The sequence below is a fragment of the Fibrobacter sp. UWR2 genome (assembly GCF_002210285.1).
Classification (GTDB): Bacteria; Fibrobacterota; Fibrobacteria; order Fibrobacterales; family Fibrobacteraceae; genus Fibrobacter.
Genome location: NZ_MWQE01000008.1, coordinates 60,243 through 72,959, shown reverse-complemented (window position 1 = coordinate 72,959; position 12,717 = coordinate 60,243). Strand labels below are relative to the sequence as shown.

The following is a 12,717-nucleotide window of genomic DNA, read 5'->3' as shown; positions in this document are numbered from 1 at the left end:
TTGGTCTTATTGTACTTCCGGAAATAACTTGCGTGTTTCATTTAGAAATTTGAGCGAGTTTATTTCGCGCATGAACCCGATGTGGTTGCGCAGGTAGGCGAGGAGCGCATTTTCGACATATTCCGGAGTCGCAGGCTCGTTGTCTGAGCGTAGTGCGTAAAAACCGTCGAGAGTTTCCTTCCTGGCGCGGGGAGTTTCGACTCCGAGACAATTTTTGCAGACAAAAGCGCCCGTTTCCGGGTGGAAATCCGCTGGAGCGCCCTCGATCGCTTGACCGCAGCGGCTGCAGGTGTGCATGTCGAGCGTATAGCCCCACAGGTCACAGATGCCAAGTAGCCAGCGGGCGAAAATGCCTGATCTACTGTTCACGGCATCGAGCGCGGCGAGCGCATTTTCCAGTAGCGAGAATTCCCCTTCGAGCGGGACGCCTGCGGGCGCGTACCGCAATACGATTTCGGTCATGACCTGCGCCTTCGCCGTTTTCAGGAGGTTTTCGCGCAGGTGGGGGTGCCATTCGATGACGCTAGCTTCTTTCACGAACAGCAGTTCTGCGTTCGGGTTTTCGCGGAATACGACTTCGCTCAGGGCGAGCGGGTCGAGCGCGCCCTTGAAGGGCGACTCCTTGCGCTTGCCTCCCTTCACGATGAAGGAGACAATGCCGCATTCCTCCGTAAGCGCCTTCACGATCCAGCTGGAGTCGCTGTAGGCGTAGCGGTGCAGGACTATGGCACGGGACTTGATCATCTTCTAGCGCCGGCGGCGCGGTTTGCCTAGACGGTCGGGAACGGAGGCCAGCCCATCTGCTGCCCGCCAACGACGTGCAGGTGGATGTGGAATACCGTCTGGCCGGCATCAGCCTTGCAGTTGAACACGAAACGGGCGCCGCCCTCTTCGAGGCCGAGGTCCTTCGCGATGAGCTGTGCGCGGTAAAGCATCTTGCCCACGAGCTCGCAGTCTTCGGGCTTCATGTCCATGATGGTCGCGATATGGCGCTTCGGCACCACCAGAAAGTGCACCGGGGCCTGCGGGGCTATGTCGTAGAAGGCGAAAACGTCATCGTCTTCGTAGATTTTCTTGGAAGGGATTTCACCCTTGATGATTTTGCAGAAAAGGCAGTTTTCACTCATAGTATAAGTAATAGTAGTAAAAAAGTTTATTGTTTTTCCCGCTGGGCGAGGATTTCATCGACTTTGCGTTCCAGGAGTTCGCGCTCGCGGATGATAGAGAGAGTCTTCTCGTTCTCGATGATTACCGTCATGACCTTGATGTAGACTACAGCGGCAGAAACGATTAAGGCGAGGGAGAGCATGCGGAGGGCGATCTGTTCGTAGCCGACAGAGGGGATGAGGCTTACGACCGACAACATGAGAATCCACTTGAGCATCCCGGGGGCCGGCGCGACAAACTTGGCCTTCCGTTGTGCGAGCGTTTTTTCTTGGCGGTTGAGGATATCCTTGAAAATGTAGTAGTCGAAAATTCCGCAAAACCCGGGAATTAGAGTACAGATTGCGGCGGCAATGGGCGAAAAGGTCGTTGCTGTGAACTTACGCAATGTCTTGACGGTATTGTAAAGCCATCTACAGGACTTGAATGCCGCGACGAGGAGAACACAGCAGAATACGAAGACCAGGAACAGGTAAAAGAGGAATGCAAATGCGGTACCGAGGAACATTGTTGGCTGAATCGCGGCTTTGTTCACTGATGATTCCAGGTAGGGCTTGACAACAATAATGGCAAATTCAGAAAAAAGCCCGACGATAACGCCCAGGACGATGACAATCTTTGTCCAGAGGATGGCGCTCTTGCCGCGCACGACATTTTCAGGCTCTTCCTGGTTGAATGCGCTTTGCTGCTCGTCGGATGTTTGGGTCTCAGTTTCGGGGGCGTTGTCCGGACCTTCGTTCGGTGCGTCGCACCACAGGCATTTGGGCATGTCGTCGTTGTATTTTCTACCGCACTTCTTGCAAATCATCGTTTCTCCTTTTTGGGGGCAATATAGCAAAATGGAAAAAATCCCGGCGTAAGAACCGGGATTTAAATAAGGTTGGTTTGCCTGCCGATTCGCTACTGCTTTATCGTCGGGGCCTGGCGTGCCACAGGGGCCAATTGCCCGTGCTTGCGGAACAGGTGCTTCACGAGCGTGCCGAATCCACGCATTACGCGGTAGCGTTCGCGCGGGTTCTTGATGGCCATGATTCCCTGGCGGAATATGTAGCTCGGGCGCAGGTAAAACTCGCGGCGGGCCTTGTCGCAGAAGTCAACGAGTGCCTGGCTGGTGAGTTCGCCACGCTGGATGGTGGTGCGGTGGAACCCGTCCTTGTCGAGCCACTGGTTGTAATCCTTTGTCTGTAATGCGCCGCTTTCGAGGGCTTCCTTGTACGCTTCGGTACCGGGGTACGCCATGATGGGGTAGAACTGCGCCGTGTTGGGGTTCAACTTCTTGGCGTAGTCGAGCGTCATGCGGAGAGTTTCCGGAGTGTCGCCCGGGTTGCCTACCATAAAGCAGCCATGCACCAGCAGGCCTGCCTTGCGGGCGTTCTTCGTGAACTCGATGGCCTTGTCGGTGTTCTTCACACCCTTGTGGATGTTCTCGAGAACCACGGGGCTTGCACTCTCGAAGCCTACGCACATTTCGCGGCCGCCAGCCTTCTTCATGAGCTTGAGCAGGTCGAGCGGTACGTCGGCGCGGGCGTTGCAGCTCCAGGTAATCTTGAGGCCGCGTTCCAGAATCAGGTTGCAGATTTCGCGCACGTGCTCGTGGCTTGCGGTGAACGTGTCGTCTTCGAAGAAGACTTCGCCCAGGTCTTCAAAATTGTCCTTGATGTACTGTAGTTCGTCCACCACGTCCTTCGGCGTGCGGCGGCGGAACTTGTGGCCGTTGAGCGTCTGCGGAATCACGCAGTAGCTGCAGCGGTTCGGGCAACCGCGACCCGAGAGTATCACAATCAGTGGGTTGAGGTTTGCACCGTAGAAATACTTCTTGTAGCAGCTGTAGAGGTGCTTGCGGTAGACCTTCGAGACCCACGGGAGTTCGTCGAGGTTCTCGATCTTCGGGCCTTCGGGCTGGAAGTCGGTCGTGCCGTCCGCCTTGCGGTAGGCGAGGCCCGCGATACTAGAAATTTCCTTGATGTCGCCGCGCAGGTAGCGCACGAGGTTCCTCGCGGTGTAGTCCGCCTCGCCGATAATCACGAAATCGAGGGCGGGTTCCATCTCCATGGATTCCAGCGGCTCGGCGGTGGCGTGCGTGCCCATGATGGCGACCTTCGTGTTCGGGAGAGTTTCCTTGATGGCGTGCACCACCTTGAGGTCATTCAATATACTCGGTGTACTCGTGCTGCAGACGACGAGTGCCGGGTCAAACTTCTTGATGCCTTCCAAAGTCTTTGGAAGGTCGAGTTCCATGGCGGGGCTGTCGATGAGCTGGATTTCGTTGCCGTCGGCTTCGACGGTACCGGCTGCGTAGCTCAGGAACATGGGCCAATAAAGTGTAGAGGACTTGGTCACGCACGGACTGCGCGACTCACGACTGAACATCGGATGGAAGGGCGGATTTAAAAAAGTAATACGCATTACGCCCCACAAAATACATAATCTAGAGCGAATATGCTACATTTTTAGTCGATGAAAAAAGAAATTTTCGTGCTTATTTTGTGTTGTGCTATTAGCAACGGCCTTGCTGCGCAAAAAAAGGCGGTTCCCCAGAAGGATCCTGCCCCGGCGAACGTTGCCGCACTTGACACAGTCCGCGAAAATTTTCCTGATGGGAGCGTCTCTAGGGTCTATATGGTTCAACAGGGTACGGATATCCGTGAGGGCGTGGCGATAAGTTACCACCCTAACGGGAAGGTCGCGGTCGAGGCTCCGTACAAGAACGGAAAACTCGATGGCGTGTTCAAGAGTTTCTACGAGAACGGAAAACCGTGGCAGACCATTGGCTACAAGGACGGCATCGAGGACGGCATAAGCACGGACTACTTTGATAACGGTCGGAAAAAAAAGCGCGAAATCTACAATGCGGGGGTCCTTGACGGCATGAGCGAGGAATACAATGAGCGTGGACTCGTGTGGCGCAAGATTCCCTATTCCAAGGGGCAAATCCATGGCGTCGCGAAGATCTATGACGAACTGGGTGCGCTCAAGGAAGAAATGACCTTCGAGTACGGATTGCGCAATGGTCCCTACCGCAGGTACAACAAGGGAATAAAGGTCCTCGAAGCGATTTTCGAGAAAAACCGTTGTGTCAAGAACTGCGAGTTCTAGCTATTGTTTCTTGGGCTTGAAGGCGTTCCATGCCATGTAGGCAATGAACAGCACGCCGAGCCCGACCAGCCCTATAGAAAGTTCATGACTGTAAGCCTGGATGACATCCTTCTGCCCGTGGGCGAGGTAGCCGAGTATGGCGAGGATGATATTCCAGAACGTGGCGCCGATGGCCGTGTATAGGGCGAAAGGCAAGATCTTCATGTTGGAAAGTCCCGCCGGAATCGATATCAGTTGGCGTATTGCAGGGATAAGCCTGCCGACGAGTGTCGAGATGGCGCCGTGGTCGCGGAAAAACACTTCGGCCTTCTCGACCTTGCTTGCGTCGAGAAGCAGGAAATGCCCGAGACGGCTTTCTGCAAACTTGTATACAATCGGGCGGCCGAGGAACTTGGATAGGAAGTAGTTGATGAAAGCTCCTGCGAGTGCTCCGAGCGTTGCGAATAGTACCAGGAGCACTATGCTCAGGTCGGAGTCCTTCTGCATGGCCTTGTACGCTGCAGGCGGCACTACCAGTTCCGAAGGGAAGGGAATGAACGAACTCTCGATTGCCATGAGAAGTGCGACTGTCCCGTAGTTTAGGTTGTCGTTGTACCAATCGATAACCCTGTCGTAGATGCCAGCCTGCTGTGCGGCTTCTGTCTCGGGTGTTGTCACTTCGAGTGCGGTTGCGTTGGGCGTAGCGGAATCAATAACGGATTCTGTCGCAAACGCAAGGCTTGCGACGAGGAGTGCTAGTATGACGAGTTTTTTCATGAGTCCTGGAGCTTGGGAAGATTATCTTCTCTTTTTCTTGGACTTTGCTTTTGCTTTGGCTTTTTTCTTGGCCGCCTTCTTTGCTGCCTTCTTGTTCTTTACCTTGGGGGCCGGAGCTTCTTCGACTTCTTCTTCGTCGTCATCGTCCTCTTCCACCGCGGGTGCCGGTTCCTCAGGCTGCACGTACTCGGGAGCCTGGTATTCCATCTGCGACGGCGCGCTGGAGTTTGCGCCCTTGAGGGCAGCCTTCGCTTCTTCAACGTACTTGCCGTTGGGGAAGCGCTTCAGGTAAATTTCGTAGTCCTTCAGGCGGTTGCTGTTCTTCACCAGTTCGAAGATGCCTGCTTCTGCCTCGTCCCTGAATGCTCCGTTCGGGTTGTCGTTCAGGTAGGAGAGGTAGGCCTTGAAGGTGTTCTGTGCCTGAATCTCGCGGAACTTGTGGTATTCGCTAAGAGTGCGGATCTTGGCCTCGACTTCGCCACGGCGCGGGGAGTCGGGGTAGTATTGCAGGAACATTTCGAGCATCTCGGGGTCGTTGCTTGCCATGACCTGGTCAAAGCGGGAGTCTTCCTGGCGGACCTGGTATTCCTTGAGTTCGACCTTTCCGGAATCGAGAGACGCGTAGAGCTTTTCCTTCGTGGCGAGGTCTGCCGGGTGGCAGAAGGCGAGGAAACTTTCCAGCACATCGGAGAACTGGGTCTTGGTGTAGGCTTCGCTCATGTCGGGCAGTTCGCCGTCTTCGTCGAGGAAGAACCGGTAGTCGCGCTCGATGGCCATGCAGTCCCAGTCGCTGAGGGTATCCTTGACTTCGCTGTTGTCGCGCAGTACCTGGTCGCGGTCACGCAGCTTGAAACGCATGCCACGGTCGCGGTGGCTCTCGCGGCCGAAGTCAAGCGAAAGTTCGATGCCGACGCGGACGGGCCACTTGTAAGAGATCTTGTCGAAAGTTATGCCTTCGTATCCAAAGGGGACAACGTCCTTTTCCTTGTCGTATTTGTAGGCGTCGGTCGCCTTGACGTTTTCGTAGGGGAGGAATTCCTTGCGTACGTTCACGCCAATCTTGAGGTCTACGTCCTGGAATATTTCGGTGATGCGGTATTCAAGGGCTCCGGAGACGAATGCCGTTGGGAGTATTTCCGTATGGTCCCTGGTGCTTGAGGAATAGTCGTTAATGAAGGTGAAGAACTGGAAGCCGTAGCCGCCGAGCACGCGGATGTCGAAGTCGCCGGCGAGGTTCACGGAGAAACCGCCCACTACGGAAGGAGCATAGGCGCGGAACGAAAGCGTACGGCCGTCGCCCCACTCGGAAAGGTCACTTTCCTTGTCGACGTTGCCATTGTCGTCGACTCCCCAGTATTCGGGGTCGCTTGCTATCTCACGGAACTGGATGGAGTTTACTTCGGCACCAAGCCAGATGGTGAAGGGAATATCGGCCTTGAACAGGGGGGTGTAGAGGGGGCTGAACAGGAAACCCGCGCTTAGGGGAACCGTGAAGATTTCCTTGTCGAGCGGCTCCTTAAGGAGCTGCGGGTTCTGGGCTTCGAATTCTATAAAGGCGGGTTCTGCCTGCAGGTATATCTGGCTACGCCAATTCGAGCGCTCGAAATCAGCCGCGTATACAGTCGCAGTCAAAAGCAAAAGGGGCAATAATTTGATAACTGTTCTTCGCATCATCAAAAATTTACATTTTAAAGGGCGGTTGCTGTGCACAAGCATGTAAAAAAGACGTGTTTTTTTACCTATTTGGCGTTTTTTGCTAGAAAGTGAGGAATAGACCCAGGCCGAACACGGCAATTCCCGCTCCGATAAGGGTCCCGCCTATGATGGAATAGCGGTCTCCGGAATCGACAAGGTCCTTGTTCTTCTTTACCTTCTCGTTGTATTTGGCGCCTTTCGATGCGCTTGGCATTGTGAGCTCGTTCTTGATATCTTCGGCGTCTTCGTAGTCCTGCTGACCCAGGTAGAGCAGCAGTGAACCCAGCAATACGGGCGCGATGGAAGAACCCATTAGCACCTTGCCGATGTACGAGACTTTGCGCTGGTGGTACCATTCCTCCTGCTTCTGGATTTCGTGGAAGTCGGTGAGGTGTTCCATCGAAACGTCAATGTTGATTTCCGAAACGGGGGCCACGTAGAAGTTTACGAGCGTGTCGCGGTAGCCGGCCTTCCTCAGGCGCATTGCTGTCATGCCGGGCGTCGTGAGGGTAACGACCTTCGGCGTCGTGCCGATGGACTTGCTGTTGCGATCGATTTCAGATGTACCCGGGAAAATTTCAGCCCCTACGGGGTTACTCACGATCTTGATTTCGGGATTAATGCGCTTGAGTTTGAGCGAGACTTTTGCGGTATCGCCCGGGAGCGGATGTACGAACGTCTGCGCACCCCAGAGGTGCTTGTCAACGCTCCAGTAGGCGTTCACTTCGATGCGCCCTGTGTCCGTTACGGCAAATGTACAGGGAGACTTGCAGATGGCGTCCTTCTCGGGTCGCGAGATGGTTGCCGCTTCCGGGTCGGTCTCCACATGGATGTAGCTGCGTTCCTGCTTGGTGGGTACGGGGAAGCCCGCAGCCTTCTTGACGAGTGATGTAAAGGAATTTCCCTTGAGGGCGTCCTGCAAGATTCCATCGCGCGAAACGGTAATCTGCGATTTCTTGATGGTGGGTAGGTCTTCTTCGTAGAAAACGCGCGTGAGTTCGATGCTTATGGAGTCGGGGTGCTTTGCATGAATCGCCTTCCCGAAGATAATGTCCTTTGCTCCTGAGCCTTTCAGGTGTTCCTGGATGCAGGCCCTGTCGCTACATTCAGGGGTGTTCTCCCAGCGCTGCATGTAGAAGGCGGTGTCCAGTTCATGTAGAAGCCTGAAGGCGATGTTGCTGAACAGGTCGCTTGTTCCCTGGTCAATCTCCGAGGGCTCAAAGCTGACGAATACTTTGTTCGAAATGCCTGTGGTGGCGATTGCGGTATCTGTGGCTGCAGAATCCGAAATGGTAGAATCTGCCTTTGCGGAATCTGCTACGATGGGGTCTACGCTTGGTGTTGAATTGGCAGGGGCGGTGCTGGCGGAGTCCGCAGGTGTGCTTGCCTGATTCAGGAGGTCGTTGCCCTTCTCGTCTACGATACTCTTGAATTGCGCCTTCGGGAACTTTACGATGGTAAACTTGTTCTTGATGTAGCCGCCGAGGCTCACGGTATCTTTCTCGATACCGAGGAACTGAGCCTTCTGCTTTGTGCCCGAGAGGAGCTCTACTTGGGCGTATATGCCTTGCTGGTCTGCGGCGCCTACTTGCGAGAAGAAGCAGAAGGCTAGAGTCAAGACTATTTTTTTCATAGGGCTATTCATATTGCTACCTAGAAGGAGAGGACTATCCCGCAGCCGAGGAAGATTCCTCCAGCGACAAGAGTTCCGATGGCGATGTTCCTAGACGTGTTGGCATTCTTTCGGTGGTCTTTAAAACTTTCCTGGTTGGCTTCGTATTCCTTGCCTTCGCGGATCAGGCTTTTTTCGATGATATCCTTCTTGCTGTTGGCTTCGTCAATCTCGTTGCTTGCAATGAGGGCTGTAATGCCGCTTGCAATTAGGGGGACGGCGGATATGGCGATGAGCTTGTGCCCGATGTTCCTGCGGGAACGGTGCATGAGGGCTTTTTGCTGGTATTGCAAGTGTTCGTCGTCGTAACTCGGGGTGAGAGAAACGATTAGGTACGATGTGTCAGCCTGGCTGAGCGTGACCGCAATCGATGTGTCCTTATAGCCGGGCTTGAAAATCGTGACAAGTATGCTCGACTCGCCTGCGGGAACCTTGATGAATCCGGGAAGGTCGACATCTGGATTCGATGCAATCCTTGCCCGCATGCTGCCCACATAGGCTTCGGCATACGAGGGGTTCGTCGAAATGTGCAGGTATTTCGGGGACTCCTGTGCCCCCGTCAGAACGGCGCCGAGAACAAGCAGAATCGTAGCGAATCGGAAGGCCAGTTTCATTATTCGCCTCCCAGTTCGGAATACGGCCCGGTGAACGAGGGCTTGCTTGCATCCGGGATAAAGTTCCAGTAAAGCTTCGGACTTGAATTATGGGCGTAGTCTTCGGCGTAAATGCGAACCTTGCAAATCTTCTTGCAGGGAGTCTTGAACTTGATAAAGGGCTCATCGAATACGTGGTCAAGCGTGTCCGAATCCGCGGTGACAGTAATCCTGTTCTGGTTGATTCCGCTGCCGTTATCCAGCGCATAGAAATATACGGTGTCGCCCGTTATGGCGCCGGCATTGATGTCGGGCCCGATTTCTATGATGGAACGGGGGGCTATCTGCGGCTGAACCCTGTCCTGCATCTTTATGGTATCGAGTAGAGTCTGTGCTCCGGGAGATGTATTGACGATGGTGGGCTCGGTTTGGAATTCCCGCAGGGAACGTTCTTGTACATAGATATGAAGCCCTGTTTGCGGAGCGACCTTAGCCGATACAGTCGATGGCGCCGTCTTTTCGTCGTGAACGAATAGTGTATCGCCCATGTTGTCAGTGATGATGACGCGCGTAGATACCTTGGCCTTGCGGTAGTCTTCGTATACAATGGGGATGGTGACGACCGAGGAGTCCTCGTGCAGGAACAAGGTGGAAAAGTGGAATATTTCCGTGGAGTCGGCTTCTACGAAGCCTTCGCTTGCGTGGAACGCCGCACGCATACCCCAGAAGATGGTCACGGACGTATCCTTTTCCGGGTGTTCATCCAGATATTCCTGCAGGGAATCTTCGATGAAACTTCCGACAAAGCGGGCATCTTCATTACAGTCGACAAAGCCCAGGTTGTGGTTCCAGACCTCCTTCGGATCAAAGGAGGCATATACGTTGCATAAGGAGGTTTCCCACGGGTCTAGCCCGCTTAGCGACCAGCGTATTTCAACCTCGCTGCTAGAATTCGGCTTTACCTGGTTGTAGCCGTTTACGGGAGCGATGAGCGAAATGCTGATAGGCGTGTTCACATAAATGTTGAGCGTGTCGCGTAGGGTGTCCATGAGCAGGTCCACCGTTTGCAGTATCGCCTGCCGGTACCCAGGTGTCTTGAAACTGAATCGCAGCGGGGAAATGTTGTATTCTTCGCCTTCAATAGTCCAACTGTGGTTTATGTAGTGCTTGTCGGCAGAGTCCGATGTCATGTAGGTCTCGCTGATCGAGTAGGCTGCCCAGAACTTGACTGTCTCGTTCGTGTCGAGGTATACCGTTTTTACGGGGACGGAGAACAGGTAGGGCTGTCCGGAATAGCGGTCGGGCAATACGAAGATATGCTGCTTCAGGTTGGAAACGTTATTCTCGGAAACAAGGTAGTCGTCTCCGCAACCCGATACGGCAAACATGGCGGCTAGCGCAAGCGCCGCGGCGAGAACGTAACAGTATGTCTTGTGACGCCTATCCATGTTTTACTCTTCTTTGGTGTATGTGATATTCCACGTTTTCCAGTGACTTATGCCGTTGGTGTACTCAATGATGCTGCGTATGGTGTTGTTGCCTTCTATGAGGTAGGCCGTGGATGTACGTACTGTGCAAACGTTGCCACCCGGAGAACTCTTCTGGAAGACATAATCATCGTTAATGATGAACTTGCAGGAGTTGATCTCGAATCCGTAGGGGTTGCTGTCGATGATGAAAAGGTCGATAGTCTTAGACCCGCTTGTGGAAAAGGGCTTGTTTGTCTGGATCCAGTTTTCTGCCGGCTCGATGATGTAGTTGCGGATGGTCCTGTTCTTGCTTGCATCGGTGGCGACGATGTCCAGTAGACGCCTGTTCCAGGATTTCGTGTTGGAGGGGAGTACTACGGTAAAGGTGTCGCTCACGTTGTTCTTTTCAGAAAGCAGGACGGACTCGAGGTAGGCCTGCACGGTCTTCTTGGATTGTGGAGTACCGTGGTCGGTAATCAGGAATCGCAACGTGTCGGCATATTCCAGTGAGTCAATAACCACGTTTGCGCCCTCGTTTCCGATAAAGGCTATCGTGGGGGCGATGGTGTCGCGGAGCCGGACCGTATCGAGTTCCAGGACGTCGTTTGCGAAAAGTTTGAAGTCAATGGTGTCGCATACGAAATCGGGGTAGTTGGGGAGGCTGAATACGGCCCTGTATTTACCCTCGTTCAGGGGCGAGATTACAAATGGTAGGGCACTTTGGCTTCCTCCCTTGACGATGTCGCTAAACAGTTCACCGTTGGTTGTGTCAAGGATGGAAATTTTTGCAGAGTAGGCGAAAGCGTTACCGGCATCCCTTGCCGACAGGTCGATAAATCCGGTAATGCCGCTTTCGTTCGGGCCGCCGCTTGTGAAGAAGTTCCCTTCGATGGTATTATCTGAAGCAAAGCCGAACTCGTTTATTGCCTGTACATGCCATCGGTAGTGGTTTAGCGGTTCGAGGTCTTTCCAGTAGGTAAAGTAGGGAACATCCAGGATGGTGTCGATAAGCCCGTCGATGGTGAATCGGTAGTACAGCTTGGCGATGGAGTCCGGGTCGTAGCCGTTCCAGGCAAAGGACAGTCCGCCAGTCGTGGGAATCCTCTGCGAGCCTTTTGCCGGGATGAAGGAACTGTCCTGCAGTATGGGCGGGTTTGAAATCTGGAGCGTGAGTGTGTCGCTCAGGGTGTCCCCGAAGAACGTCTCGAGGATAAAGGCAATCTTGTGCAGGCCGGGTTCCCAGACGGCGCTCCTGAAACTGAAGTCGTTTGAGAACGGAATTCCGTCAAGGGTCCAGATATAGCGCTTGATCTTGATGGATTTCGACGGGATGATGTTTGCAATGAAAATGAGGGAGTCGCCTGGATGGAGGGTGTCTGCCTTGCTCCGTTCGCTTACGGAATCAAAGGAATAGGCCATCTCGGCAGAAACTTCGATGAATGTGGATTCGCTCTCGTCGTACAGATAGTCGCTGCTGTTGGTGCAGGCCGTGTAGATGAAGGCGGTCGCAAGGGCCATGGCAAAGAAAATCTTGAATCTCATTGCATGCCTCCGAGCGTATCGACCACATAGAATGTCATGGGGGCGAGCGTGTCGGAATCCCCGAAGGTATCGAATACGATAACCTGGAACGAGTGCTGGCCTTCGTTGAATCCGGACTGCCGGATTTCGGTAAGTCTTCCGACAGGGTGGTAGACTCCGTCGATGATGAGCGTGTGCTCTAGCTTGCCGTCGTCAAATGAATCGTTGTCGTATGATTTCCACTTGAAAAGGAACGCCGTGTGCGTATTCCCGTAGAGAGTGTCCTCGTTGGCGGGAATAGTTGTACTGCTCAGTATGGGTTCCATGTTCACGAAAATTTCGAAATCCTTCTTTAGGGAATTGCCCGCTTCGTCCATGACCTGAAGTTCATTCGGTATCTTATCCCTATCCGTGTTCGGGGCTATAGTGTATTCGGACCCTTCGCCAAGCACGTAGGACGAGTCTCCGATGACCCGGGACCACTGGAACGAGAGCTGTTTCCTGTATTGTCTGGGATAGACCACCACGCGGACCTCGGACGAGTCGTTCGGGCGGATCTTGAGCAACGTGGAATCCTCTTTGCCGGCTTGAAGCACGACGACATCAATGCTTTCCAGCTGACTTTCGGTGTTGGGCTTGTCCGGGATGTCCAGACACCCGGCAAAAAGCATACAGGCAAAAACCGTCCCGAGAATGTAACGGAATCTCCCAAGTATACCCGCGAATAGTTTATGCGGGGTGTGATGCTTGT

12 protein-coding genes are annotated in these 12,717 nt (G+C 53.8%); 1 reads left to right on the top strand and 11 read right to left on the bottom strand.

All coding sequences use genetic code 11. The annotated features are described in order from the left end of the window. Nucleotides 1-6: 6 nt before the first annotated feature. The 4 genes from recO to B7994_RS10910 form a co-directional block, all read right to left on the bottom strand. Nucleotides 7-744, bottom strand: a complete 738-nt coding sequence (gene recO, locus B7994_RS10925) for a DNA repair protein RecO (protein WP_088638494.1) — start codon at nucleotides 742-744, stop codon at nucleotides 7-9. Nucleotides 745-770: 26 nt separating this feature from the next. Continuing rightward, nucleotides 771-1,127, bottom strand: coding sequence for a histidine triad nucleotide-binding protein (locus B7994_RS10920; protein ID WP_088638493.1), 357 nt, complete (start codon nucleotides 1,125-1,127; stop codon nucleotides 771-773). Nucleotides 1,128-1,153: 26 nt separating this feature from the next. Further along, nucleotides 1,154-1,972: a hypothetical protein gene (locus B7994_RS10915; RefSeq protein WP_088638492.1), complete on the bottom strand. Its 819-nt coding sequence runs from the start codon at nucleotides 1,970-1,972 to the stop codon at nucleotides 1,154-1,156. 92 nt (nucleotides 1,973-2,064) lie between these two features. Beyond that, entirely contained in the window at nucleotides 2,065-3,570 is a 1,506-nt protein-coding gene (locus B7994_RS10910; protein ID WP_088638491.1) for a radical SAM protein, read from the bottom strand. 51 nt (nucleotides 3,571-3,621) lie between these two features. Between B7994_RS10910 and B7994_RS10905 the strand changes: the two genes are divergently transcribed. Continuing rightward, entirely contained in the window at nucleotides 3,622-4,260 is a 639-nt protein-coding gene (locus B7994_RS10905; protein ID WP_088638490.1) for a toxin-antitoxin system YwqK family antitoxin, read from the top strand. On the opposite strand, the gene B7994_RS10900 is transcribed toward B7994_RS10905, so the two are convergent. From B7994_RS10900 to B7994_RS10870, 7 genes are all read right to left on the bottom strand, one after another. After that, the gene (locus B7994_RS10900; RefSeq protein WP_088638489.1) at nucleotides 4,261-5,016 is read right to left on the bottom strand and encodes a DedA family protein; all 756 of its coding nucleotides are present in this window, start codon (nucleotides 5,014-5,016) and stop codon (nucleotides 4,261-4,263) included. A 21-nt stretch (nucleotides 5,017-5,037) separates the two neighbouring features. Next, nucleotides 5,038-6,648: a hypothetical protein gene (locus tag B7994_RS10895; RefSeq protein WP_088638488.1), complete on the bottom strand. Its 1,611-nt coding sequence runs from the start codon at nucleotides 6,646-6,648 to the stop codon at nucleotides 5,038-5,040. 124 nt (nucleotides 6,649-6,772) lie between these two features. Then, nucleotides 6,773-8,344, bottom strand: a complete 1,572-nt coding sequence (locus tag B7994_RS10890; protein WP_144063856.1) for a hypothetical protein — start codon at nucleotides 8,342-8,344, stop codon at nucleotides 6,773-6,775. A 20-nt stretch (nucleotides 8,345-8,364) separates the two neighbouring features. Beyond that, nucleotides 8,365-8,997, bottom strand: a complete 633-nt coding sequence (locus B7994_RS10885; RefSeq protein WP_088638486.1) for a hypothetical protein — start codon at nucleotides 8,995-8,997, stop codon at nucleotides 8,365-8,367. Beyond that, nucleotides 8,997-10,424 carry a hypothetical protein gene (locus B7994_RS10880; protein ID WP_088638485.1) on the bottom strand — a complete coding sequence of 476 codons (1,428 nt, stop codon included), beginning with the start codon at nucleotides 10,422-10,424 and terminating at the stop codon, nucleotides 8,997-8,999. Before B7994_RS10880 ends, B7994_RS10885 begins: the two co-directional genes overlap by 1 nt. A 3-nt stretch (nucleotides 10,425-10,427) precedes the next feature. Next, nucleotides 10,428-11,987, bottom strand: coding sequence for a hypothetical protein (locus tag B7994_RS10875; RefSeq protein ID WP_088638484.1), 1,560 nt, complete (start codon nucleotides 11,985-11,987; stop codon nucleotides 10,428-10,430). Beyond that, nucleotides 11,984-12,637, bottom strand: a complete 654-nt coding sequence (locus tag B7994_RS10870; RefSeq protein WP_144063855.1) for a hypothetical protein — start codon at nucleotides 12,635-12,637, stop codon at nucleotides 11,984-11,986. Before B7994_RS10870 ends, B7994_RS10875 begins: the two co-directional genes overlap by 4 nt. Between the last annotated feature and the right edge of the window lie 80 nt (nucleotides 12,638-12,717).